The following is a 25,632-nucleotide window of genomic DNA, read 5'->3' as shown; positions in this document are numbered from 1 at the left end:
GACAGTTATAAGGCTGGTCAGGGGTGCGCCCCTTATATTCACCCGAGGGGGTGAAAGCCTTACCGGGAGGCTATTTCGGGCATTTCAGTCCTATTTCACTCCCGAACGAATCGCACCGACGATCTCAAAAATACCAAAAGAGCTTTCAATTGCCTTTTTTTGGCGTTATATCGACCGCCGGAATAGTCGGGACATCACCCAATTTTCACAACTCCGGTGGTGGGAAGAGCTGCTGGCGGCCCAGACCTGAAAGCCGATCGCTTTAAGACCCACACCCGACAACTGCCATACTATTGTTGGGAACCAACTGAGGCCGGTTTCATGTCCTTTCGACCCCAACAATTGATCGTCGCCGGTGTCGCCGGACTGGTGACGGCGGTTGTCGTTGCCGCCATCGCCGTCCAACTGCGATCGCCCGGGGAACCCGACAACCCCCCCGCCACCGAATCCCCGGTTCCCGCCGCCCCGGCCGACGTCTCCGCCACTCCCGACGTCGGGCCGATGGTCGTCAAACCCCCCACCAGTGGATGTGAGATCAGCATGGCCGTGGTCGAAGATCCCGATCCCCCCCTCAACGTGCGATCGGCCCCCCAAGTTCAGGACGGCAACATCGTCGGCCAACTCCCCAACGGAACCTTCGTCTCCGTCGTGGACGAGCAAAATGGCTGGCTGCAAATCAGCGATCCGGTTCCGGGGTGGGTCGCCAAAAACCGTACCCGCAGCAGTTGCCCCAACGTCGTCCAATCGATCCAATTTTTTCCCGGCGGAAATTCCGCCCGGGTCACCGGTGAAATTATTGGCGGCGGCAGCCACAGCTACACTCGGTCAGCCGAAGCCGGACAGACCCTCACCGTCGAAAGCGAAACCTCCGTTTTCCCCCGCATTATCACCCCCGACGGACAACTTCTCGGCGAAGACCGGGCAACGGTTGGAGGACAGCAAAAATGGAGCGGACAACTCCCCACCTCCGGAACCTACACCTTCCAACTCGACTCCAATTTCAGAGGCTTTGAATACGATTTTCTGGTAATATTAGAGTAGGATTTACCCCAGCAACTTTCCCTTTGAAAGAGGGCGAAAAATTAAATTTATAGCAGTGCGCGCTCGTATAGTTACAAAACCGATAAAAGGGAGTCGGTCGTAGAGAGATTGATCATTCCCGGCCTGTTAACACATTGGGGGAACCTCGAAAACTTCAAAACTTCGATTCAAAGGGACTTTGAGTTGTACCGATTCCCTAATACCGATTCTCGAGGACCGCGCGCAGCGCTATAAATTCCAAAATTTTTATTTTAAAAAAATCCAAAACTAAGGAATTTCATCCAATCCGATATCGAGCAAATCGTACCGCTGCCAATCTTCGGCATCGAAATGCCACCACTCCGTAATTAAAGAAACAAACCCCTGTTTTTTCATCTTATATTCCAGCAGGTCGCTGTTGCGGCGGACTTGTGGTTCGTTGCCCCAATAATCCCGGGCGGCTTGTTCGGTAAAGTCGTCAAAATCCGTCGGCATTTCCAACGGTTCCCCCGTTCTCAGATCCACCAACGTCAGATCCACCGCCGCGCCGCGGTTGTGCCGCGAGCCCCGGGAGGGATTAGCAACATAGCGGGAATCGGGCAAGATTTCCCACATTTGACGGGTCACGGACCAGGGCCGGTAGCAGTCGTAAACCATCAATCCCAACCCCATATTTTCCAGGTCGTCCTGAACTCTGGAAAGGCGATCAGCGACATCGGCCCTCAGCAGACATCGGGGGACGGAGTAGAGCGATCGCCCCAAAAAATTATTGGATGTTGCATAGCGGATGTCGAGGCGAATATTGGGATTGACCGACTCGATATCGACCAATCGATCCGCATTTGAAACGCGGTTATAACTTTCGACGAGACCGGGGGGTTTCTGCGCCACTTCCGCCGCCGCGATCGATTGGGAAATGCTATCCAATTCTGGAGTCGAATGAGGGAGGAAAATCGACGAGAAAAAAGCCAGAAAAACCGAACCGATGAAAATGCCAATTCTGGGGAACATTTTAGAATACCAATTCTCAAGTTAAGATGGCGGAGAAGAGGCAAAAATCGGGGGAGGTTGCGGAGAAACCGGGTTTCTGATGGTGCCTCGAATTCAAACCCACGCTGGAGATAGAAACCCGGTTTCCAGACCGACACCCGACACCCCAATTCTCAGATATTCAACCGCTGATAAATTTCATCCAAGTGTTTGAGATGATGTTGCGGGTCGAAACAGGCTTCGATTTCTTCCGGTGACAGATAATTTTTGACGGTCTGATCTTGGGTGATTAACCCGTGAAAATCTCCGTCGGTTGTATTCCAAGCCTGGTGGGCGCAGGATTGGACGACGCGGTAAGCCTCTTCGCGATTCATGCCTTTTTCAACCAAGGTGAGTAAGACCCGCTGGCTGAAAACGACGCCACCATAGAGGTTCATGTTCCGCTTCATGTTTTCGGGATAAACCAGGAGATTTTTCACCAAATTGGTGATTTCCACCAACATGAAATGGGTGACGATGGAGGCGTCCGGTAAAATCATCCGTTCAACGGAACTGTGGGAGATGTCCCGTTCGTGCCAGAGGGCGACATTTTCCAACGCCGCGATCGCGTGCCCCCGGACGACCCTCGCCAGTCCCGTCAGGCGTTCGCTGCGGATCGGGTTGCGCTTGTGGGGCATGGCCGACGATCCCTTTTGGCCCCGGGCGAAATATTCTTCGACTTCCAACACGTCCGTCCGCTGCAAGTTGCGGATCTCGACGGCGAACCGTTCGATGGAGGCGGCCAACAGCGCCAGGGTTTGGACATATTCCGCGTGGCGATCGCGGGAAATGACCTGGGTAGATGCGGTGTCGGGTTGCAATTCCAACTTCTGGCAGGCGATCGCTTCCACCCTCGGATCGACGTTGGCGTAGGTGCCGACGGCGCCGGAAATTTTACCCACGGCGATCTGTTGGCGGAGGTGGACGAGGCGTTCCCGGTTGCGGCAGACTTCCGCCAGCCACCCGGCGAGTTTGAAACCGAAGGTGATCGGTTCGGCGTGGATGCCGTGCGATCGTCCGATCATGACGGTGTTTCGGTGCTGCTGCGCCTGGTAGCGGATCGCCTGGGCCAGACTTTCCACCTGTTCGAGGAGTAAATCGGTGCTGGCGACCAGTTGCAGGGCCAGGGCGGTATCCAAAACGTCCGAACTGGTGAGTCCGAGGTGGATGTAGCGTCCCGCGTCTCCCACATATTCATTCACGTTGGTCAGGAAGGCGATGACATCGTGGCGCACTTCGGCTTCAATTTCCAGGACGCGATCGGGGTCAAAATTGGCCTTGGCTTTGATTTCTTCCACGGCTTCCATCGGAATGTAGCCCAGTTCCGCCTGGGCTTCGCAGGCTGCAATTTCCACCCGCAGCCAGGTTTTCAATTTGTAAGTGTCCGTCCAGAGGTCGCCCATTTCGGGCAAAGTATAACGTTCAATCATCTTGATTGGTCAAGTTTTATTTTGTTAAAGGCGGTTTCCCAACAGCAAGCTCTGAGGGGGTTAAGATACTTCGGGTCGGTCTGGTAATTGAGCAAATTTCACCGATACCCCGCCCGATCCAACCGTATTATTCTGACATATCGCGCCACCTGGGGGGAGTGGGGGGCAACGGTCAAGCTTCGGTAAGCGGAGGTAAGCGGAGGTAAGCGGAGGTAAGCGGAGGTAAGCGGAGGTAAGCGGAGGTAAGCGGAGGTTGAATTGGGGGTGGACAGGCACGGAGGCAGAGCCCCTACAATCTAAAATTAGGGCGCAAGCCAGGGGCCCCTACAATCTAAAATTTCCGATTCCCGACTCCCGACTCCCGACTCCCTATTCCCCACACCCGACACCCTACACCCGATCGCGAAAGGAATTGCGCTAGAATCTACCATGCCCGCCCCCTAGCCGATCGCGCCATGTCCGTCAGCCTGCCCGCCAAAATTGAAGCCATCCTGTATCTGAAAGGTCAAGCCCTGTCCCTTTCGGAGATCGTGCAGTTGGCGGAGTGCGATCGCGCCGCGGCGGAGGACGCCCTGATCCAACTCATGTCCGACTACGCTCACCGGGACAGCGCCCTGGAAATCACCGAAACCCGCCAGGGCTACAGCCTGCAACTGCGGGAGGCCTACGCCGGCCTGATCCACACTTTGGTCCCGCCGGAATTGGGGGTGGGGGCGCTGCGAACCCTGGCCGCGATCGCCTTAAATGGAGGCATCACCCAAACGGATTTGGTGGAGTTGCGCGGGTCCGGGGCCTACCAGCACGTCCAGGAACTGGTGCATTTGGGATTCGTCACCAAGCGACGGTCTCCCGAGGGACGGTCCTATTGGCTACAGGTGAGCAAAAAATTCCACCAATATTTTCAAGTCGATCAACTCCCCCAGCAACTTTCGCTACAATTGCGGCCCAATTCGGCAGACGATCCCTCACCATCGGGCGCGATCGATTAAACTGGAAATACATCAGACCAGACACTCAGAGTCACCTCATGGTTTTTAATTCCGACTTCATTCCGTCCAATGACCAGGAAACCTCCGAGAACCCGCTTTTGAGCTACCTACAACACCAGCACCCAGATGTCTTGGCTCACGTCGCTCAATCTGCGAGTCCGGAGATCAAAGAAATTATTTCGAGAAATGTCCAGGGGTTGGTGGGGGTCTTGCCTTCGGATGACTTTGACGTGCAAATCACCACAAACCGGGAAAATCTGGCGGGGTTGCTGGCTTCGGCGATGATGACGGGTTACTTCCTGCGGCAGATGGAACAGCGGATGCACCTGGAAGAAAACATTTCGGGAACCGCATCCCCCCGCTCCCACTCCGGTTCCTCCGACTTCTAAGCCGCCGTCAGTCGATCGCCGATAGGGCTGATGCCGGAAAGGTCGCCGCCTTCACTTTCAGGGTTTGAACTTTGCCGAGGCGGTTGATCTCCACGTCCAACTCTTCACCGACCGCGATCAGTTCCATCTGTTCTTGAACTTGAGTCGGGGTGTTGACGGCGATGCCCCCGACCTTCTGGATGATATCGCCCTTGACGATACCCGCGATCGCGGCGGGGGAGTCTTCCACGACCCGCACCACCAGCACCCCCCGATTTTCCGTCAACTTCAGATCGAGTTGCTGGCTCATCTCCTCTTTGAGGGTGGCGTTGAGTTCCACCATTTTGACGCCGAGGTAAGGGTGATCCGCTTTTCCTTTTTCAAATAGCTGGTCAGCGATCCGCAGGGCCGTTTCGATGGGAATGGCAAATCCCAACCCCTGGGCATTCGCCCGGATGGCGGTGTTGACACCGATCACCTGGCCGCGATCGTTCAACAGGGGTCCGCCGGAGTTGCCCGGATTGATGGCCGCGTCCGTCTGGATGAAGCGCACCCGCTTATCGGGGATGCCGACCTGGGAACTCGATCGCCCCGTGGCGCTGATGATGCCGACGGTGACGGTATTATCCAAGCCGAGGGGGTTGCCGATGGCGATCGCCCACTGGCCGGCAACGATGCGGTCGGAGGTGCCGATGGGCGCCGTGGGCAGGTCCCGCGCCTCAATTTGGACGACCGCGATGTCGGTGAGATCGTCCACCCCCTTGACCCGGCCCTCGAACACCTGGCCGTCCTTGAGCGTCACCCGCACCACGTCCGCCCCATCCACGACGTGGGCATTCGTAATCAGACGGCCGTCGGAGCTGATGATGAACCCCGAACCGGTCCCCCGCTGCAGCCGTTCGTGTTCGGGGGGAACGCGATCGCCGAAAAACCGCTTGAACAGGGGATTGTTGAAGGCATCCGGCACGTTTTTGGCCACTCTGCGGGCCGCGTCGATGCGGATCACCGACGGCCCCACCCGCTCCACCGCTTCGGCAATGAAATTGGGGCTGCTGCGATCGACGACCCGACTTTCCGGCATCGGAAGTTGCGTCTGGGGCGCAACGGGCCGGACAACCGGAACGGCCGGAGAATTGGATGCCGGATAATTGCCGTGCAAATGACGAGAGCCGAGCCACCCCGTACCGCCCCCGATGGAAAGTAAAGCCAAATATACAGTCAACTGTTTGAAAGATAAGTCCATCTCTACGTTCCGACCCGATCGGTCGTCTCTACTAAAACATCCACCGGAGTCGTCGGGAATTGACCGCCGGGGGAAATCGTTGTGGAGAAAGCCACGATCCCAAACCGAACGGCGATCGCTGTTCCGATGGAGATTGAATTGAGCCGAGGGCTTCACACCGATTCCCCGCGCCGATTCTCGAAACTCGACTCTCTCGCAGAAATTGGGAGTCGCGTCCGGAGTCGCGAGGACGCAATGAGCTTGATATCAAGCCATTCTCTATTTACTAATATCCCCTCTAATCCCAAAATCTTCAACCTCTCGTCAAATTTCCATCGGTTCGGGGGAGGCAGAAGGCTGGAATTTTCGCCGTCGCGGGCGGTCGGCTGAAAGCTGAAAGCCCGTAGCCGAAAGCGATCCCGGCGGGGCGACGGCATCCGACCGGAAGAATTTGATATGATGTGGGGGCGATTCTCCGGGAGTCCCGATTCCCCCGCGCCCACTGATTTGACACGCTCCCCGTCAATTCTGCCGGTCCGGCAATTTTCAATCCCATGAGATCCGCCCGGAGTCGGGGTGTCGGGAAAAATTGACAATTATCAATTATCAATTATCAATGATCAATTATCAATTATGATCTTCCGACTGCTTTCGCTCTCACGCTACTGGCCGGTTTGGATATGGACTGCGATATCGAGTCTGTCCGGTTTGGCGATTGCCCCCCCGGCGACGGCAGATCTCTTTTTCCGGGAAGCCGAGGCAGTCTGCCCCGTCCCGGTACTCTCCCGCCTCCGCCGCCATCGCATCGCCCCGGGGGAAACCCTCGAAAGTATCGCCCGACAATACGACCTGATCCCGGCGACGCTGATGGGCATGAACCCCAGCCTGCGGGGCGGTGAAGCCCCAGCCGGAGAAGAAATTGTCGTCCCCCCCTACAACGGAATTCGCGTCGAGGTGCGGCCCGGGCAGACCTGGCAGGAGATCGCCCGCACTCACGGGGCGCGGGCCGACGTCATTTTTGAGGTGAACGGCTGCGATCGCAACCCCGCCGTGGTGTTCGTCCCGGGGGTGAACTGGACTCCCGGGGGCACCGCGCCACCCGCCCCCGCCGTCAGGTCCGGTTCCCCGCTGCCGATCCCGGCGACGGTGGCATTTCGCTACGGGTGGCAGTTGCACCCCGGCACGGGGGAGGTCGTCTTCCACGGGGGCATCGACCTGGCCGCGGCGGTGGGCACGCCGGTTTTGTCCGTGGTCGAGGGGGTGGTGGCCTTCGCCGGATTCCGGGAGGGCTACGGCAACGTGGTGGTGGTCAACCACGCCCAGGGCAAACAAACTCGCTACGCCCACCTTTCGGAGATGAGCGTCCGGGCCGGCCAGCGTTTGGCTTCGGGCCAGCGTTTGGGGGCCGTCGGACAGAGTGGCAGACCGGACGGCGATCGCCCCCACCTGCACTTTGAAATTCGCTACAATTCGGATCTGGGATGGGTCGCCGAAGATCCCGACCCCTATCTGGATCTGGGCAATTCGGATCGCTGGTACAGCCGCCGCGATCGCGGACGATAAGACCGAACCGATGTTTTGAGAAAATCGGACGTGGGAAATGGAAAAAAGAAGCCGGGGAACCCCTGTAGAAATTCGGCGGGGAGAAACATTTCACATTCCGCACACTCTCCGAGCCGGATGAATCTCAATCCCATGGAAAATTGCTATATTTTGGTGAACCCGGATATCACCGCCCTTCACCGAAGCGTATTATTAACATCCCGACCGACAGGAGACAATCATCGATGATTCGCCAACGTTCGACCCCCTGGATTCAGCAAAAATCCCGCTTCATCATCGCCGGGATCGGAGCCTTCGGCGCCGCGATCACCGCCTACCTGGCGGCGACGAAACTGGCCGGGGGAACCGCCGCCTGTCCCGTGGAGGGCTGCGACAAGGTGTTGGAGAGCCCCTATGCGGAAGTGTTCGGCCTGCCGCTGGCCCTGTTCGGCTTTTTGGCTTACGTTTACATGATCGTCATGGCGGTGGCGCCGCTGTTCGTCAATGCGGAAACCCAGAAAGGGTTGCGGACGAAGCTGGAACACTGGACCTGGCTGCTGATGTTCGTCGGGTCGGCGTCGATGGCGATCTTCAGCGGCTATCTGATGTATATCATGGCTTTTGAAATTCAGTCGCTGTGCGTCTACTGTATCGCCTCCGCGATCGCCGCGCTGAGTTTGCTGGTGCTAACCCTCGTCGGCCGCGACTGGGACGACGTCGGACAACTGGTTTTTATCGGCCTCATCGTGGCGATGGCGACGATCATTGGCACCCTGGCCGTTTACGCCCCCATTAACAACCCCTCCCTCGGAGAAGGAGGCCAGGGAAGTTACAACATCTCCACGACCTCCAACCCCTCCAATATCGCCCTCGCCGAACACCTGACCGACGTGGATGCCGTCATGTACGGGGCGTTCTGGTGCGCCGCCTGCAAAACCCAAAAAGAATTGTTCGGACGCCAAGCCGCCGCGGCTATCCCCTACGTCGAATGCGACGCGGCGGGTCAAGATCCGCAGCCAGACCTGTGTCGGTCAAAAGGAGTTCGGGCCTATCCGACGTGGGAAATCGACGGCCAAATGTATTCCGGCGTCATCTCGCTGCAAGAGTTGGCCGACCTCAGCGGTTACACGGGCCCCCGAGATTTTGGCAATTAGGGAGTCGGGAGTCGGGAGTCGGGAATCGGGAATTAATAATTATTAATTGTTAATTATTAATTTTCCCGGTGTAAATCTTTGACCGCCGGTCCCCGCAGCAGTTGGCCGTCAATGTCGAAGCGGGAACCGTGGCAGGGGCAGTCCCAACTCTTCTCGGCGGGGTTCCAGGCGACGATGCAGGCGAGGTGGGGGCAGACGGCGGAGACTTGGTGCAGGTGTCCGGCTTCGTCGCAGTAGGCGGCGATCTTGTTGCCGTTGACGGTCATCAATTCGGCGTTGCCGGGGGAGAGATCGTCGGGGGATTTGAACAGGCCTTTGAGACGATCGCCGAACCAGCGCATCCCCACGTCCAAATTCTCTTTGACGGATTCTTGGCTGACGAAGGGGGTGGGGCGCAGGGAGTCGTAAAGGTCGGCCCAGGGATTTTTGACCCCCAAAATCAGGTCGGAGAGGATCATCGCCGAGAGGGTGGATTTGCTCATGCCCCAGAGGCTGAAAGCCGTAGCCACGTAGATGTGGTTGTTGGCGGGGGTCAGCCGGCCGATGTAGGGGAGGCGATCGAAGGACACCATGTCCTGGGTGGACCAGCGGTATTCGGTGGGGACGCCGAACTGGCTTCGCACGAATTCGTCCAGGCGCCGGTAGCGGTCGTCGGTGTCGGAGGCTTCCCCGACCTTGTGTCCCCCGCCGCCGACCAACAGCAACAGACCGCCATCGGGGTGGGGGGTGGTGCGGATGGATTTGGTGATCTCGCCCGCCCCGATGAACATCCCGCCGGGATCTTTGTCCGCGTCGATGCGGGCGCCGATCAGGTAGGACCGTTTGGGGTAGGATTTGGCGAAATAGAGGCCCTGGTCGAGGATCGGCAGATTGGTGGCGACGATGACATCGGTCGCGGTGACGGTGGGGCCGTTTTTGGTGATCACGCGGCAGGGCTGTTCTTCTTCGACGGTCATGACCCGGGTATTTTCGCAGATGACGCTGCCATCCCCGTGGACGGTTTTCGCCAGGTGCAGGATGTATTTGCGGGGGTGGAATTGGGCCTGATTGTCAAATCGGACGGCGCCGGTGATGGGGAAGGGGAGGTTGGCTTCCGTCACGAAGGAGGCGGGTAGCCCCAGTTTGAGGGCCGCTTCCACTTCCGCCTCGATTTTTTCGCGATCGCCGGCCGTGGTGGCGTAGACGTGGGCGTTTTTGCGTTCAAAATCGCAGTCGATATTTTCTGCGGCGACGAAGGAGGCTACCTGTTCGACCGCGGCTTGGTTGGATTCTCCGTAGAGGCCCGCGCCGTCCGCGCCGATTTTTTCGATCAGGTCGGCGTAGATGAGATGGTGTTGGGAGGTGAGTTTGGCGGTGGTGTGGCCGGATGTGCCGCGGGAGATGCGATCGGACTCCAAGACGGCGACGGTTTTGCCGGCCTGTTTGAGCAGTTTGGCGGCGGTGATGCCCACCAGACCCGCCCCGACGATGGCGACATCAACGGAGAGATCTCGGGTGAGGGCGGGATAATTGGTTTCTGGGGTCGAAGCGATCCAAAAGGAGGCAGCTTTTCCGGGTAGGCCGCTCATGGGGGGTTCCTCCACGTCATTTGATAACTGTTTGATAACAACGACATTGTAGGGAGGGCGGGCGACCGGGCTTATCTATCGGCGGGGGGAGCGGGTGCGAATTTCTATCTCCGGAGAGAGACGGGGCGATCGCTCGTCGTCCGGCTGTGGCTTTCATTCGATCGACGAGTCTCGCGATCGCTCCGTTTGGGCGACAGAGGATTGGGAGGCTTCCTGTTGTTTTTTCCTGCGGGCTAACTCCGCTTTTTTCTGCCTGAGGGCCAGTTCCTCTTTTTTCTGCTTGCGGGCCAGTTCTTCGTTCATGGTCTTGATCAGCCAGTAGCTGATCGCCAAGGCAAGGCTCGCACCCGCCAGGGCGATCAGATCGATTTTTGCATATTTATTAGGGTCGAAAATTATAATTTTTCTGGACACGGCAATTAAAGCCGTCACCACGACCAACTCGACTTGGACGATGTGCTTTTTTAAATAGGCGGTGACATTTTCTAACAATTCCAATGCGATTAAAATATTGAGAAATAATCCAAAAATATCGATCAGGGTCGTATTGAAAAATCCGACGGGTTCCGAGTGGAGCAAATCCACCGACAAAACCCGCACCAAATCGATCAGAGACACCAAGATTACGGCGATCAATGCCAGGGATAAAACTTTGGATACGAAGTTCTCGATCCAGTGGATTAATTCCATAAAGTTTTCGTCTTTAAATCCGGTCGAAACGGTGTGAAAAAATTTTTTGAGCATCGAATAATGGATGGGGTAAATATGGGGGATTGAAATTGAGAGACCAGAGGGTCAAAAAACCGGTGGCGATCCGATCTCAGATACCCGAATGGACGAACCTCGTTGAACCTTATTTCCTCAAAAGAGTCCCGGCGATCGCCGAGATTGGGCGGGCGATATGATCCCCTTGAGTTACTGTTATCACGTTTTGACGCGACATACAATAGATTAAATTGCCGATCGCGTTACCGTTGACTCAATTGATATGATGGCGTTCCGATTCCGCATTATCCCGGGGTCGATAGTCAACCGATGTCCGGGCATTTTCGATCGCCCAAATTCGACCGGGATTGTCCGAGACACCGTAAAAAATTTGGAAGCCCAACCGATCGCGATCGAGGCATTTTTGCACCAGTTGCGCCAGATCCCGGGGGCTGCACCAGGTTTTGAGGGTGCGCTTGCCCTCGGGACGGTCCAAAAACGAACCGATCCGCAGGCAAATCACGGACATCCCGTATTTGTCGGCGTAAAACCGTCCCAACGCCTCGCCGAACACTTTCCCCACCCCGTACAGGGAATCGGGGCGGACGGGCATCTCCGGGGTGATCCGTTCCTCCCCCGCCACCTCCCGCCATCCGGAAACGTGGTTGCTGCTGGCGTAAATAATTTTGCCGACTCCCGCCCGCCTCGCCGCTTCAAAAACGGTGTAAGTCCCGGCGATCGAACTGCCGTAAACGTCCTCCCAGGGCTGTTTCGGATCGGGATTTCCCGCCAGGTGAATGACGGCATCCACCCCCGCCATCGCCCGAAATACCGCATCGAAATCCGTCACGTCCGCCGCGATCGCGTCCTCCACCTCGGAAATGGGTTTAAGATCCAAGCAGCGGAAGTGATAGTGACGGGCTAAAATTTGGCGGAGCGATCGCCCGATCCGCCCCGCCGCACCCGTGACCAAAACTGTTCTCATTGTCAAGTGGGGAACGTTACATTGAGCTTAATTTTAACTCCTATTCAGCACGATGCTCACTCTTCTAGAAAATCCCATTCTTAGGTTATACTTAAACCTGATCGGATGGGCTTTGGTCGGATTCCTCCTGGGGCGCAAACTCCCCCCAAAAACCTCCAAATATCTGGGTCAATTTCTCTACTGGGTCGGCGTCCCGGTGGGCATCATCGCCTTCATGCGGGGTGCGAAGATCTCGGGATACATTTGGGTGGCGCCGATCGCCGGGTGGATCGCCATGTTGGTGGGGGCGATCTTCGCCCGCCTCTGGATCGAATTGGAAATCAGTGACGAACGCACCAAAGCGATCGCTTCGGGCATTGACGCCCCCGAAGATGCCCCGGATCAACCCACCTTTGAAACCGCCTGGGATCGGCCGACGCAGGGCAGTTTTTTGTTGGCGATGATGGTGGGAAATACCTCCTATCTCGGCTTTCCAGTGGTGCTCTCCCTGATCGGGCCGGAATATTTCCTGTGGGCGGTTCTTTACAACACCCTCGCCACCAGCCCCGGACTGCACGGCATCGGTTACGCGATCGCCTCTTATTTCGGAAATAATTCCACAAATCAACCCCGAAAAGGTATCTTACCAGTGATTTTAGGCAATCCGGCGCTGTGGAGTTTCGGCTTCGGTTTTCTATTCCGAAATGTCCCCCTCCCGGACCTCGCCGAACGGAGTTTGAAGCTGTCCGCCTGGGGTGTCGTCACGTTGTCGATTATCATGATCGGTTTTCAACTCAGCTACCTGGGCGTCGTGCGGGAATTCGGGCGGGCGTCGATTTGTCTGGCGATTAAAATGGTGGTGGTTCCTTTGGTGGTGGGGACGGGTTTGATGTTTTTCGGGGTGACGGGTTGGCCGCGGTTGGCGATCGTTTTACAGATGGGAATGCCGCCGTCCATCGCGACGGTAATTTACGCCACCGCCTACGGCCTCGATCGCGATTTATCCGTCGCCACCGTCGCTTTTGGTTCGGTGGGTTTATTGCTCACTTTACCCGTCTGGCTGTGGTTATTCGCACCTTAAGCGGAGGAGGCGGAGGAGGCGGGGGAAGCGGAGGTTGAATTTGGGGTAGGCAGGCACGGAGGCACTGCCCCTACAACTCGGAATTGAGAGAATCTAAAATCTAAAATCTAAAATCTAAAATTCCCTATTCCCTATTCCCTATTCCCTCAAAATTAAGTCGGTGGCGTGATGAACGATACAGTCGAATTCTGATTCTTTGATGGTAGCCGGATCGCGATATCCGAGGTGGACGCGATCGCAGGTTTTACAACTAATGCCTTCGGCTGATAAAATCACTTTAATTCGCTGCAAATGCTGGCCGACACGGATCATGTGGCTGGCGACGAGGGGGTTATTTAACTGGCCGGAATCCACCCAGGATTTTATTTTTTCTGGAATGGCATAACCGAAGGTTTCGATCATCTCGCCGTGGGTTGAAGAAATTCCCTCTTTCAACTTCCCCCGCACCACCAGTGTCCCGCCATCTTTGACGATCGCACCACAATTATAAACCGCCTTTGCCGCCTGCCAAAAATCGGCGCTTTTATCATCGACGATCGCCAACAAATTCTCGCAGGGTTCCACTGATTTTAAGAAAAATTTCGCACTCAATTCTGACGCTTTGTGGTAAGATGAGAATAAATCCCCCGCGAATAAACCCACAATTCCGGCGGGGAGGGTGACGAAATTAACCGAAACGAAAGTTGCCGGAAATTTTTGCATCGCCAAAGCGCCCACCCGATGCAATATCTCCCGGATCGGGTTGGCGACTTTTGCGATAATTTCCTCGCCGGGAAACAGATTACTTTTCCAGTGGGTGTAGTCGATAATCGCTGTGTTGGCAATTCCCGGACAGAGATATTTTGCACCGCCGGAAAATCCGACCACCCGATGGGGAAAGACGCTGCCCATCGAAATCACCAGATCCGCCCCGGCTAACGCCCGATTCAGCTTCACCGAAACGCCGTCTATTTCGCCGATTTCAATTAATTGGCTGTCGTCAAAGGCATTATGATTGAAAAGCCCGATCGCCCCCGCTTCCGACTCCGACAATCCCAATTTATCCAGCATTTCAGTCCGGGTCATGGGGCGGTGGGTGCCCAGGGCGAAGACGACCGAAATTTGGCGGGATTGGGATTGCAAAAATTGCAGGAATCGCGGGAAAAATTGGGCGATGGGGGTGGATCGGGTCACGTCTTCGCAGATAATTAAAGTGCGATCGCTCACCCGATCTAACCGTGCCATATAATCCGCCAATTGGCGGATTATTTCATCGGCGGACAGCAACGGAACCGGATCTAAATCGACAACTTTCACCCGGCAATTTTACTCCATCGAATTGGGCGCGATCGGCCGGACAAAACTGCTGTTCGCCCGCACGAAACAGGTCGTCGCTTCCCCATTTTTATCGGTCGTTTTGACATACAGCCAGGGCTGTTGCTGCGTATCAAAAACGAGGCCCAACCCGGCTGGACCCGGAATGGTTTGGAAATCTTGCCCCCGTTCCAGAGTCGCCACCACCGGCCAGTTGCGGATGTCGAGGGAAACGTTGCGGGTGTTGAGTTCTTCCTCGCTGATGTCCGCCATGCGACAGTTGAGGCCGTCGGGGTCCGGATCGACGGACTCCCAAGTGGTATGGGGCGATCGCCCAAAATTGCCGTTTTCCAGGGGTTGGGGGAGGGTCGTCTGGGGGGCGGCAGGCATGGGACGGGGGCGGGGCCGATCGCCCAAAGAACCGCCGGGAGTGGGGATGGGTTGGACAAAACGGCTGTTCGCCCGGACGAAACAGTTCCTCGGCGCCCCCGCCTCGTCGGTGCGATCGACATAAATCCAGGGCCGATCTTCGGTATCGTAAACGACTCCGAAGCCGGCCGGTCCGAGTTCGATCTGAAAATCTTCTCCCCGTTCCAGGGTTCCCACCACCGGCCAGTTGCCGATATCGAAGCTGAAATTTCGATCGGTCATATCCCGGGTGATGAGTTCGTCGTAGTTCTCGATCCCCTCTGCCATCCGACAGTTCAAGCCGTTGGGGTCGGGATCGACGACTTCCCAAGTGTTATGGGACGATCGCGAAAAGTCGCCGCCTTCTCCCGGTTGCGGCAGGGGTCGATCGCTCTCCGGCGGCCGCAGGGGCCGATTCTCGTCGGGTTGCGGCAGGGAAATCCGTTCCTCGATCTCCGGCGGGGAACCGGCGGGGGCGACGGGGACATCATCATTTCGGACCGGTTCCGCTTGAGTCCGGGGGAAGTTATCGCAGGCGATCGCACCGATGCCCACGATTCCCAAAACTGCCAGCAAACCGAGTTTTTTCAAGGTTGGGTTACTCATACATTGGCGTACAATTCGACGGGTTCTCCGGTGAGGCTAAATGCCCGCACTTCGGTGATCTTCACCTTCACCAGCCGCCCCTTGAGTTCCGCCAAATCCCCTTTAAAAAAGGTGAGGCGATTGCCCCGGGTTCGCCCCATCACCTGGGTCGGATCTTTGGGATTGTGCCCCTCGACGAGCACTTCTTCGACGCGATCGCAATACCGCCGCGATCGCTCCGCCGCTTTCACCGCCACTAACCGATTCAACCGTTGCAGGCGATCGGCTTTCACCTCCTCGGAAAGCTGATTTTCCCACACCGCCGCCGGGGTTCCCGGACGGGGAGAATAGGCGGCGGTGTTCAACTGGTCGAACCCGATATCTTCGACTAATTTTAGGGTATTTTGAAACTGTTCTTCCGTCTCCCCCGGAAAACCCGCGATCGCGTCCCCACTGATCGCTGCGTCGGGAATATACTTGCGGATGGTATCGATAATCCGGCGATATTTTTCGTGGGTGTAGCCGCGTGCCATCGCTTTTAAAATATCATTATCCCCGGACTGAAACGGGATGTGGAAATGTTCGCACACCTTGGGCAGTTCCGCACAGGCCCGAATTAACCGTTCTGTAAAATAGCGGGGGTGGCTGGTGGCGAACCGGATGCGATCGATTCCCGGCACGTCGTGGACGTAGTACAGCAAATCCGTCAGGGTGTGTTTGTGGCGCCCGTCCGGGGTGGAACCGGGCAGATCTCGCCCGTAGGCGTCGATATTCTGCCCCAGCAGTGTCACTTCTTTGTAACCCTGTCGCCCCAACTCCTCCATTTCCGCCCGGATGGCTTCGGGGGTGCGGGACTGTTCGACTCCCCGCACGCCGGGGACGACGCAGTAGGTGCAGCGTTCGTTGCAACCGTAAATCACGTTAACCCAGGCCGTAACGTCGCTGTCCCGGCGGGGTTTGGTGATGTCTTCGACAATGTGGATGGGTTCGGTGGCGACGACCTGGGACCCGTCGAGCACCTGTTCTAACAGGTCCCGCAGGCGGTTGGCGTGTTGGGGCCCCATGACCAGATCCAGTTCCGGAACCCGCCGCATCAGGCTATCTCCCTCCTGCTGGGCGACGCAGCCGGCGATCGCCAAAATTAAATTGGGATTCTCCTGCTTGCGTTTCGCCTGCCGTCCCAGGTAGGAATAGACTTTCTGTTCGGCATTGTCGCGGATGGTACAGGTATTGTACAGGACGATATCGGCGTCGTTGGGATCTTCGACGAAGGTGAGCCCCATTTCGTCCAAAATGCCGGCCATGCGTTCGGAGTCGGCTTTGTTCATCTGACAGCCGAAGGTGGTGATGTGGTAATTGCGGGGGGTCGTGGTCATCTGCAATTGGGTATTAACGATGAATTGGGGGGGTGGTAGGGAATGGGTAATCGGGAATGGGGAATAGGGGATGGGGAATGGGGGATGGGGAATGGGGATGTCGGAACCGGCAACCGGGGACATTGGGAACGGCAACCGGGGACGGTTGCCCCTACGGATTTTCCCTACACCCTACACCCTACACCCTACACCCCACACCCTAATTCTTGCCAAATCACTATTATAATTCAGGGGTTCGGTGTATCTGGGGTTCCCCATGTCGAAGCGGACTGAAGTTTTGCTCGTCGGTGCGATCGCGCTCCTCTCTTTGACCGTGGCGACGGCCTACACCCATTTTGAGCTTTCCATACTGACGGGTTTGATTTTGGCGATCGCCTCGAAGGGAATGCGGAAGAATTAGGGTTGGGAAATTTTAGATTTTGGCGGGCCTTGTTAAAAACGATATGGCGATCGGAAACCATTTGTTGCGTTTGCGCCCTGCCGACCTCGATCGAGAGTGGATAATTCTGAAAAGATTCTAAAATCCATAAAATCGGCCGAGTTGGGGTGCTATCGTATTGATAATAATTCCCAGATGTTGTTGGCGTCGCGCCGATTGTGATCGACGGCGGACAATTCTGATAAAAATTCTAAAATTCTCTAGCAAAGATTCTCAAATCTCCTGATAATAAAGATTCTAAAGTCGTGAAATTGCCTGAATCGGGGTGCTATAATTGACAATTATTTCTAATAACCCTGAGCAACAAATGAAAAAAGAGTCCGAGAAGAGAGACAGTTTTTGGCGATCTGTCTCCAAAAGCCCCGAGAAAAAGGCTTCCGGGAATACGCCGGCCAAGGTGGCGATCGCTTTAGGTCTGTGTCTGTCTGCCATAGCGGCGATCGCGGTGTGGCAGCGAGAACGAGAAACCCTCGCCATCGAGTTGCAAGAAAGAACGGAGAACTTGAGAAGCGCCCTACAAGAACAAATCGATCGCAACCCGGATTTTAGCGGGGGTAATGTCTCGGTGGGAGAACTGCTGGAGGCGACTTTACCGGGGCAAGTGCTAGAGGATCTCAATATTTACATCTACCGAGAGCGCGCGGATGGTAAATTTCAACCCCTGGCGTTTTACGAATTTAACACCCACAGGCTAATTGTCGATCGCCTCGACCCGCCCAAACTTTCCGGAAGGGGATGGCTTTGTCCGGAATTCGGCGTTGCTTCGAGTTCTTCGACCGGTCGGGTTTTTCGCCAACTCAGACAAACTCAGACGACGGGGAAACCTTGCAAGCGGACGCTATCGGTGGGCGGCGATCAGCAGTGGTTTTTCTTATTACTGCCAACGCCGGCATATCTGGCCCCTTACAAATATTGGCAAAGCTGGGGAACGTTCCTCGGCGGTTTAATTTTAACGAGTCTGCTGGCTACCTATCTGCTGGCGTCGGGGCGCTACACTCAACAGGTGGAAGAATTGGCGGAAGAACGGACGATCAAAGCCCGACAACTGCAAAAAGCCCTAGAAGAATTGCAGGAAACTCAGGGGATGCTGGTTCACAGCGAAAAAATGTCGAGCCTCGGTCAAATGGTGGCGGGTATCGCCCACGAAATCAACAATCCAGTCAACTTTATTTCCGGCAATATTTCCTGTACGAAAGAATACATTCAAGATCTGTTAAACCTGATCAAAATTTATCAAAAAAATTATCCCAATCCCCGCCCGGAAGTCGAGGAATTTAGTTCGGAAATCGATTTGGATTTCCTGGTTGAAGATTTGCCAAAAATATTAAATTCGATGCAAGTCGGAGTCGATCGCATCTCCCGAATCGTCCTCTCGATGCGAAATTTTTCTCGTCTGGATCGGGCTGAAATGCAGGCGGTCAACTTGCACGAAGGAATCGAGAGTACCTTGTTAATTTTAAACAATCGTTTTCAAGCCAAATCGGGTAGTTGTGGCATTCAACTTGTCAAAGAATACGGGGAGTTACCCTCGGTTGAATGCAATGCCGGCCAACTGAATCAGGTTTTTATGAATATCGTTGCCAACGCAATAGATGCCATAGAAAGCCACGACAAAAAACGCTCCCCCGAGGAGAAAAAAGCCGATCCCAGTCGGATTGTTATCAAGACATCTTTGGGTTCCGCCTCCGACAGTCCCCCGGCTGTAACGGTGACGATTGCGGATAACGGTCCGGGGATTCCCGCCGAGATTCAACAGAAAATTTTCGACCCATTTTTTACGACAAAACCCGTGGGCAAAGGCACGGGTTTGGGAATGTCGATCGCCTACAAAATTGTGGTCGAAGGACACGGCGGCACGATTCGCTGTCGGTCGGAAGTAGGCCGGGGAACTGAGTTTAAAATCAACCTCCCCATCCGACAAGTTTACAGAGAAAAAAAACCGAATTCGATCGGGGTAGCCGTGGCTTAAATTTTTGAAAATTGGAGGTCGTCAAAAAACATCTGATAAACCATTTCAGCGGTCAATTTTTCTGCACAACAATTTTTGCAGGCGGACTTGCCGGAAAAAATCGATCGCATTCTCTGGGAAACCGGGGTAGATGCGAGGTGTTTGCATCTGGAAATTACGGAGAGTAGTTTTCTGGATGGAGAGGGAGCGATCGCTATTTTGCACCGACTCAAAAAAAGGGGGATAAAATTGAGCATCGATGATTTTGGCACGGGTTATTCTTGCTTAAATTATTTGCACTTCCTTCCCGTAGATATTTTAAAACTTGACCGCTCTTTCGTTCGACTGCTCGGCCTGGAAAAACCCACTGAGGAAATCGTGAAAGCCATCGTCGCTTTGGGTCATAATTTGGGTTTGGAGCTGGTCGCAGAAGGCATAGAAACAACCGCCCAGTTACAGAAACTTCAGCAGTTAGACTGCGAATGCGGACAAGGTTTTCTATTCGGCAAACCCATGACTCCCAAAGTGGCAGAAGAATTTATTATTTCCAGCCTAGATCTCGAAAAAATAAATGATGAATAATAAAGGGAAACTGAGGATCAATATTCGGGGCATCTCAACTGCCGTTTTCGCCCTTCGGGGAAAGTCAACATTGACCGCTGTTTGGTTAACATCCAAAAAATGCTATTTTTATAGCCGATCATTGATCGATACCGCCAATACCCACCCATGCCAAACCGTTATTTTTTACACCGCCCAAAATTTGCAGCCTATCGAAATTCTTCGACAAAAATAGTGGCCGTCGGTGGCATCTGCCTGTCAATTTTTGCGGGTACCGTCCTTTGGCAGTGGGAGAGAGAAAAGCTCCAAAATTTGCTCCACGAATATTCGGACAACCTCGATAGTGCGCTGGAAGAAACGATGCACCGGAGAACTTCAAGAAAGCAACGAACGACTGCAACAGATCAACTCGCAACTGCAACGGACTCTAAAAGAGATTCGCCGGCTCAACGAAATGAGCGATCGCCTCCAGGCTTGCTACACCCGGGAACAAGCTTACGCGATCGTTTCCCTGTATATGGAGCAGTTATTTCCCCATCTCGAGGGGGGTATTTGCCATCAGCGAATCGAAAAACTTTCTCGAAGAGATGTCGAGTTGGGGGGAGGGAAGTTCCATCCAAAAACTTTTCCCCCCCGATGACTGCATGGCCCTGCGGCTGGGTCAGCCCTATGGGGTGGCAAACGATCGCTGCAGGGCCCTTTGTAAAAATGTCAATCCTCCCTATCCCCCAAAACATTGCTGCATCCCGATGATGGCCCAGGGAGAGACGATCGGTTTACTGCATTTGAGTTGTCCGGAAGGGTCGAAATTGATTCTGCCGGAGACGCCTTTAGAGGCCTGTTGTTCTCGCGCGGAACAAATTCGGGAGGGGGTGAAGCATCTCAACATTCAGCATCGGGGTCAGTCTTTGGGGGTCGTCAGTTTTTCCATCGGGGTGGCGGCGTTCCCGGAACACGGTCTGACGCGGGAGGCCATCGTGGAAGCCGCCGATGTGGCGTTGTATCGGGCCAAACACGAAGGCCGCGATCGCGTCATTTGCGCTTCCGAAAGGGCGATCGCCGATACCTCTTAGGTCGGCGGTCGGCATTGGAAAATATCACTTCAACCCCTTCAGATGACAGTCGAAATAAAAACGGAAAATGAAACATCAAACCATCGCCCTCATCGGCAATCCCAACTGTGGCAAAACCACGGTTTTCAATAACCTGACGGGCTCTCACCAGACGACCGGCAACTGGCCGGGGGTGACGGTCGATCGCAAACAAGGCTACTACAACTTTGAGAGTCAAAAAATAGCGGTGATCGACCTCCCGGGAGTCTATTCCCTGGATGCCGAAGACTCGGAAACCGGCCTGGACGAAAAACTGGCGCGGGATTATCTGCTCTCGGGGGAAGCGGATTTGATCGTCAACATTATCGACGCTTCCAACCTGGAACGGAATTTCTATCTGACCACCCAACTGCTAGAAATGGGACGGCCCGCGATCGCCGTTCTCAACATGATGGACCGGGCCGAATTGAGGGGCCTGCAAATCAATCCCGAACTGCTCTCGCAACGCCTGGGATGCCCGGTTTTGCAGGCGGTGGCGGTGCAAGATGTGGGGACGGCGGAGCTGCGGCGGGCGATCGCCCTGGCCCTCGACCGCCCGCCGGTGCCCAAATGTTATGTCGTTTACCCCGCCGTTGTCGAAGAGGCGATCGCCCGGTTAATCCCCTGGGTCATCGAATACCGTTGCGATGCCGACGTCGATCCCCGCTGGACGGCGGTCAAACTGCTCGAATATCGAGACGATGCCCTGCCCAAGTTTCCGACCACCGAGTTGGAAAAACGAGTCGTAAGAGAGCGGCGAAAAATCCGCGAAACTTTGCGGGAAGATATCGACATCATTATCGCAGACAATCGCTACAGCTTCATCCGGCAACTGCTTCTCGGCGCGGCCGATCGCACCCGGGAAGTCGCGTCCGACATTTCGGACAACATCGATTCAGTCGTGTTGAACCGGTGGTTGGGGATTCCGATTTTTCTGGCGGTGATGTATCTGGTGTTCCTCTTTACCATCAACATCGGCGGCGCGTTTATCGACTTTTTCGACATCGCGGCGGACACGATTTTTGTCGATAGTTTGGCTGCATTTCTGGAACGTCTCGGCCTGCCGGGGTGGGCGATCGCCTTGCTGGCAGACGGTGCCGGCGGTGGCATCCGAACCGTCGCCACCTTCATCCCGGTGATCGGGTTCATGTTTTTGTTTCTGTCGTTTTTGGAAGACTCCGGTTACATGGCGCGGGCGGCTTTCGTCATGGATCGGTTGATGCGGTTTGTGGGGTTGCCGGGAAAATCCTTCGTGCCGATGTTGTTGGGTTTTGGCTGCAACGTGCCCGCCATCATCGCAACCCGGACGTTAGAAAATCCCCGCGATCGCATCATGACGATCGTCATGAACCCGTTCATGTCCTGCGGAGCGCGACTGCCGGTTTACGCCCTCTTTGCCGCCGCCTTTTTTCCGGCGGCCGGTCAGAACGTGGTCTTCGGTTTGTATCTCATCGGCATCGCCGCGGCGATCTTCAGCGGTTTGGTCTTGAAAAACACCTTGCTGCGAGGAAAGTCGTCATCTTTAATTATGGAACTGCCGCCCTACCACCTCCCCCAATTGAAAGGGGTGTTGTTGCGAACCTGGGATCGGCTGAAAGCGTTTTTATTGCGGGCGGGAAAAGCGATCGTCTTGATGGTGATGATATTGGGTTTGTTAAATTCCCTCGGCACCGACGGCTCCTTCGGCAACCAGGACAGCAAAGCGTCGGTTTTGAGCGCGACGGCGGAGGCGGTCGCCCCCGTCTTCGCGCCGATGGGCATCCGGCAGGAAAACTGGCCCGCCACCGTGGGCATCTTCACCGGCATTTTTGCCAAAGAAGTGATGGTCGCCACTCTGGACAATATTTACACTCAGATGGCCGGGGAAAAATCGACGGCGACGGCTTCCGGGTACGGCCCGTTTGAAATCGGGTTCGACTTCTGGGGGGGTCTGGGCAGCGCCTTCGCCACCATCCCCGGAAATTTGGCGGAAGTGCCGGGGGCGTTGTTGAACCCCCTGGGACTCAATGTCGGTCCTGTAGAAGAATTGGAGTTCGCCGCGTCGGAACAGGAAGTGGCGGTCGGCACTTTTGGGGAGATGGTGAGGCGGTTTGACGGTCGGGCGGGGGCTTTCGCTTATTTGCTGTTCGTCTTGCTTTACTTTCCCTGCGTGTCCGCCACTGCGGCCGTTTACCGAGAGACGAATTTGGGTTGGACCCTATTCGCCACCGGGTGGACGACCGGTCTGGCCTATTGGGTGGCGGTGATGTTTTATCAAGTGGCGACTTTCCCGCGACATCCGGTCGCTTCCGCGCTGTGGATCGGAGTTTTGGGGGTGGTGATGGCAGGTGTTATTTTGGCTATGAAAAATGTGCGATTGATGGTCAGAGGCGACAATTGAGGGTTCCCCCCGCAGGGAGGGTTAACCGGGGTCAAATCATGGAACTGACAGCCGGTTTTGTCTGTTAAAATCTGTGTGCGATCGCAAACTTTTGTAATGAAGGATTGACCTGGGGAAAGCGATGGTTTAAAATCTTCACTATAATTATAGTCTGAATCCGCAAAATTCAGGGATTCCGTTGGTAGAAAACTGAGATGATATTTGCCAATTTTATCATCAATTGTTTGGGGTCTGGGTTCGAGTTGAAAGCGTTTGACAACAGACAGAGCGACGGGCATCGGGGACAGTTCGCGGCGGAGCAAGGCTGTCAATTGTATCTCCCCGTTGCTCTCCGTTTGCAGTGGTTGATTATTCTTCATTTTGACCCGAATTTTACCGTTCGTTGGGAACGAGGAGAACATGATGATTACCACCGCCATTTTTCCCGCCCGATACGTCCAAGGCAACCACGCCATCCGCTTCCTGGGGGAAGAGTTGAGCCGTTTGGGGCGAAAAGCCCTGGTGATGATGGGTCCGGTTATTTTTCCGAAAATGCAACCCCTTGTCGAAGAGTATACCCGGGGGACAATTGAGGTTTATCTGGAACGGTTCGGGGGGGAATGTTGCGATCGCGAAATCGATCGCATGGTGTCTCTGGGCCAAAGTCAACAGGTCGATTTGATCGTCGGCATCGGGGGCGGAAAAACCATCGACACCGCCAAAGCCACCGCCCACCATTTGCGGCTTCCCGTCGCGATCGTCCCTACCATCGCCTCCACGGACGCCCCGTGCAGCGCCCTGGCGGTCATTTACACCCCCGAAGGGGTTTGGGAGCGCTATTTAATACTGCCGCGAAATCCCGATTTGGTTTTGGTAGATACCCATATTATTGCCGAAGCTCCGGTGCGGTTTTTGGTCGCCGGAATGGGGGATGCCCTGGCGACTTGGTTCGAGGCGGAAGATTGCCAGATCAAACGGGCAAAAAATATGACCGGCCGCATGGGTCCGATGACGGCGTTTAGTCTGGCCCATTTGTGTTATGAAACCTTGCTCGAATACGGGGTGTATGCGAAAATTGCCTGCGAACAACAGGCCGTGACTCCGGCGTTGGAACGGGTGATCGAAGCCAATACGTTGCTGAGTGGACTCGGGTTTGAAAGTGGGGGACTCGCGGCGGCTCACGCCATCCACAACGGGTTTACCGCTTTGGAAGAAACGAAGAAATTCTGGCACGGCGAAAAGGTGGCTTTTGGAGTGCTGGCTATGTTGATTTTGACCGATCGCCCCAGCGAGGAAATCGATCGCGTGTTCAGCTTCTGCGAGTCGGTGGGACTCCCCACCACTTTGGCGGATATCGGACTCGAAGGGGTGAGTCGCGATCGCCTGCTGTCGGCGGCGGAACGGGCCTGCGGACAGGGCGAAACCATTTACAACGAACCCTGCGAGATCACCCCGGAAGCGGTTCTGGCGGCCCTGTGTACCGCCGATGCGGAAGGGCGCCGGCGGAAAGGACGTTGATTTTTGGGGGCGATCGGCCGTTTTTTGCCGAAGTCCGGCAAAATCTAGATGGGTGAAAAGGACTTTTGAAGTCGATTCCTATGGGGTTGTCCTGCGGTCAACCCCGTTTTTGGGATCTCAAACCAACCCTACCGATTGCCCATTGTCCATTGCTCAATACAAGTACGGTTCGGTGGCGATCGCCGTACCTCCCCGCAATACCAGCCAGAACGGCTCCAAAGTGTATCAATTCATAATATAACATCAAGTATATATGATGCCTAATATCTCATCAACCGTTTTTTTCGAGATGGGTCATTGGGGATTTGGTCAATTTTAAAATTGGCCATTCAAGACTTTCGATCCGCTCAAAGCCCGTCCAGGTAAAGCATTCGGGCTTGCCGATCTGGACGTCAATTGTTAATTGATCCCTCGATCTTTACATGAGCTTTATAATTTTCAGATAAATTTTACAGAAAATAGATTGATTTCGGATCGGGATGGTGCAATTCTTAATGTCGGGGTCCAAAAAAATTTTAAATTGGTATTTTTTGGGAAATTTAATTTTCCATTTTTTTAGAATCGTTTCTTTTCCGTCTTGGATGTCGATATTCGGACATTAAATTGACATCCATTAATTCAAACTGCATCTATCGGACCAACATGATTTCACTCGACTTCAGTGACTCTGTATCTGTCGAAACATCCCTTCTGCCTCACAACAATCTCGCAGTCGCTCCGGGTCTCAATATTAGCATCAAAGATATTGCAGCCGGCCAACAACTGGGAACTCCATACGACGATACGATGGATGGCAGTAGTGGAGATGGCGATCTTCTCATCTACGGTTTAGAGGGAAATGACGTGTTACTCGCCACCGGCAACGAACAATTGTTAGGAGGAATAGGAGACGATCGCCTCGATGCTTCGGCGGGAACCGACAATCAACTCTTTGGCGGCAAAGACGATGATATTTTGATCGGCGGTCGTCGGAGTATAATGT

The 25,632-nt window shown here is 55.0% G+C and carries 22 protein-coding genes and 1 pseudogene; 14 read left to right on the top strand and 9 right to left on the bottom strand.

The window, feature by feature from the left end; all coding sequences use genetic code 11:
- The first annotated feature begins 321 nt into the window (after positions 1-321).
- Complete coding sequence (locus LKE08_RS07485) at positions 322-1,041, top strand: SH3 domain-containing protein (protein WP_324703586.1); 720 nt, start codon at positions 322-324, stop codon at positions 1,039-1,041.
- A gap of 267 nt (positions 1,042-1,308) precedes the next feature.
- On the opposite strand, the gene LKE08_RS07480 is transcribed toward LKE08_RS07485, so the two are convergent.
- Together LKE08_RS07480 and purB are read right to left on the bottom strand one after the other, a co-directional pair.
- A complete protein-coding gene (locus tag LKE08_RS07480) occupies positions 1,309-2,031 on the bottom strand; it encodes a M15 family metallopeptidase (protein WP_324703585.1) in 723 nt (240 codons plus the stop codon).
- A 152-nt stretch (positions 2,032-2,183) separates the two neighbouring features.
- Positions 2,184-3,479, bottom strand: coding sequence for an adenylosuccinate lyase (gene purB, locus LKE08_RS07475; protein ID WP_324703584.1), 1,296 nt, complete (start codon positions 3,477-3,479; stop codon positions 2,184-2,186).
- Positions 3,480-3,934: 455 nt separating this feature from the next.
- Between purB and scpB the strand changes: the two genes are divergently transcribed.
- Both scpB and LKE08_RS07465 read left to right on the top strand, forming a co-directional pair.
- Positions 3,935-4,468 (top strand): SMC-Scp complex subunit ScpB, encoded by a 534-nt coding sequence (gene scpB, locus LKE08_RS07470; RefSeq protein ID WP_324703583.1) that lies wholly within the window; start codon positions 3,935-3,937, stop codon positions 4,466-4,468.
- 38 nt (positions 4,469-4,506) lie between these two features.
- A complete protein-coding gene (locus LKE08_RS07465; protein WP_324703582.1) occupies positions 4,507-4,857 on the top strand; it encodes a DUF760 domain-containing protein in 351 nt (116 codons plus the stop codon).
- Between the two features lie 7 nt (positions 4,858-4,864).
- On the opposite strand, the gene LKE08_RS07460 is transcribed toward LKE08_RS07465, so the two are convergent.
- Positions 4,865-6,079, bottom strand: coding sequence for an HhoA/HhoB/HtrA family serine endopeptidase (locus LKE08_RS07460; RefSeq protein ID WP_324703581.1), 1,215 nt, complete (start codon positions 6,077-6,079; stop codon positions 4,865-4,867).
- Between the two features lie 612 nt (positions 6,080-6,691).
- Between LKE08_RS07460 and LKE08_RS07455 the strand changes: the two genes are divergently transcribed.
- Together LKE08_RS07455 and LKE08_RS07450 are read left to right on the top strand one after the other, a co-directional pair.
- On the top strand, positions 6,692-7,621 hold the full coding sequence (locus tag LKE08_RS07455; RefSeq protein WP_324703580.1) for a M23 family metallopeptidase: 930 nt from the start codon (positions 6,692-6,694) through the stop codon (positions 7,619-7,621).
- A 224-nt stretch (positions 7,622-7,845) separates the two neighbouring features.
- A complete protein-coding gene (locus LKE08_RS07450) occupies positions 7,846-8,754 on the top strand; it encodes a vitamin K epoxide reductase family protein (RefSeq protein ID WP_324703579.1) in 909 nt (302 codons plus the stop codon).
- 56 nt (positions 8,755-8,810) lie between these two features.
- Here LKE08_RS07450 and LKE08_RS07445 read toward each other — a convergent pair whose 3' ends face one another.
- From LKE08_RS07445 to LKE08_RS07435, 3 genes are all read right to left on the bottom strand, one after another.
- Positions 8,811-10,322, bottom strand: coding sequence for an FAD-dependent oxidoreductase (locus LKE08_RS07445; protein WP_324703578.1), 1,512 nt, complete (start codon positions 10,320-10,322; stop codon positions 8,811-8,813).
- 153 nt (positions 10,323-10,475) lie between these two features.
- On the bottom strand, positions 10,476-11,066 hold the full coding sequence (locus tag LKE08_RS07440; protein WP_324703577.1) for a phosphate-starvation-inducible PsiE family protein: 591 nt from the start codon (positions 11,064-11,066) through the stop codon (positions 10,476-10,478).
- Between the two features lie 235 nt (positions 11,067-11,301).
- Complete coding sequence (locus LKE08_RS07435) at positions 11,302-12,012, bottom strand: NAD(P)-dependent oxidoreductase (protein WP_324703576.1); 711 nt, start codon at positions 12,010-12,012, stop codon at positions 11,302-11,304.
- Positions 12,013-12,064: 52 nt separating this feature from the next.
- On the opposite strand from LKE08_RS07435, the gene LKE08_RS07430 reads away from it, so the two are divergent.
- A complete protein-coding gene (locus tag LKE08_RS07430) occupies positions 12,065-13,072 on the top strand; it encodes an AEC family transporter (protein ID WP_324703575.1) in 1,008 nt (335 codons plus the stop codon).
- A 138-nt stretch (positions 13,073-13,210) separates the two neighbouring features.
- Here LKE08_RS07430 and LKE08_RS07425 read toward each other — a convergent pair whose 3' ends face one another.
- From LKE08_RS07425 to miaB, 3 genes are read right to left on the bottom strand one after another with little or no spacing between them, the layout of a single operon-like run.
- Positions 13,211-14,368 carry a lactate racemase domain-containing protein gene (locus LKE08_RS07425; protein ID WP_324703574.1) on the bottom strand — a complete coding sequence of 386 codons (1,158 nt, stop codon included), beginning with the start codon at positions 14,366-14,368 and terminating at the stop codon, positions 13,211-13,213.
- 9 nt (positions 14,369-14,377) lie between these two features.
- Complete coding sequence (locus LKE08_RS07420) at positions 14,378-15,379, bottom strand: hypothetical protein (RefSeq protein ID WP_324703573.1); 1,002 nt, start codon at positions 15,377-15,379, stop codon at positions 14,378-14,380.
- The gene (miaB, locus tag LKE08_RS07415; protein WP_324703572.1) at positions 15,376-16,734 is read right to left on the bottom strand and encodes a tRNA (N6-isopentenyl adenosine(37)-C2)-methylthiotransferase MiaB; all 1,359 of its coding nucleotides are present in this window, start codon (positions 16,732-16,734) and stop codon (positions 15,376-15,378) included. The genes LKE08_RS07420 and miaB overlap by 4 nt, the downstream gene beginning before the upstream one ends.
- A gap of 256 nt (positions 16,735-16,990) precedes the next feature.
- Here miaB and LKE08_RS07410 point away from each other — a divergent pair, with 256 nt between their 5' ends.
- From LKE08_RS07410 to LKE08_RS07375, 8 genes and pseudogenes are all read left to right on the top strand, one after another.
- Positions 16,991-17,134, top strand: a complete 144-nt coding sequence (locus LKE08_RS07410; RefSeq protein ID WP_324703571.1) for a hypothetical protein — start codon at positions 16,991-16,993, stop codon at positions 17,132-17,134.
- Between the two features lie 346 nt (positions 17,135-17,480).
- A complete protein-coding gene (locus LKE08_RS07405; RefSeq protein WP_324703570.1) occupies positions 17,481-19,142 on the top strand; it encodes an ATP-binding protein in 1,662 nt (553 codons plus the stop codon).
- A 42-nt stretch (positions 19,143-19,184) separates the two neighbouring features.
- Entirely contained in the window at positions 19,185-19,703 is a 519-nt protein-coding gene (locus LKE08_RS07400; RefSeq protein WP_324703587.1) for an EAL domain-containing protein, read from the top strand.
- A gap of 322 nt (positions 19,704-20,025) precedes the next feature.
- A complete protein-coding gene (locus LKE08_RS07395; RefSeq protein WP_324703569.1) occupies positions 20,026-20,322 on the top strand; it encodes a hypothetical protein in 297 nt (98 codons plus the stop codon).
- A 109-nt stretch (positions 20,323-20,431) separates the two neighbouring features.
- Complete coding sequence (locus LKE08_RS07390; RefSeq protein ID WP_324703568.1) at positions 20,432-20,755, top strand: diguanylate cyclase; 324 nt, start codon at positions 20,432-20,434, stop codon at positions 20,753-20,755.
- A gap of 67 nt (positions 20,756-20,822) precedes the next feature.
- Positions 20,823-23,153, top strand: a complete 2,331-nt coding sequence (gene feoB, locus LKE08_RS07385) for a Fe(2+) transporter permease subunit FeoB (RefSeq protein WP_324703567.1) — start codon at positions 20,823-20,825, stop codon at positions 23,151-23,153.
- Positions 23,154-23,552: 399 nt separating this feature from the next.
- The gene (locus LKE08_RS07380; RefSeq protein WP_324703566.1) at positions 23,553-24,650 is read left to right on the top strand and encodes a glycerol dehydrogenase; all 1,098 of its coding nucleotides are present in this window, start codon (positions 23,553-23,555) and stop codon (positions 24,648-24,650) included.
- Positions 24,651-25,436: 786 nt separating this feature from the next.
- A pseudogene (locus LKE08_RS07375) lies at positions 25,437-25,632 on the top strand (calcium-binding protein); the annotation flags it as partial.

This window comes from Lyngbya sp. CCY1209 (assembly GCF_035615495.1).
Lineage (GTDB): Bacteria > Cyanobacteriota > Cyanobacteriia > Cyanobacteriales > Microcoleaceae > Limnospira.
This window is presented reverse-complemented; position numbering and strand designations above follow the sequence as displayed.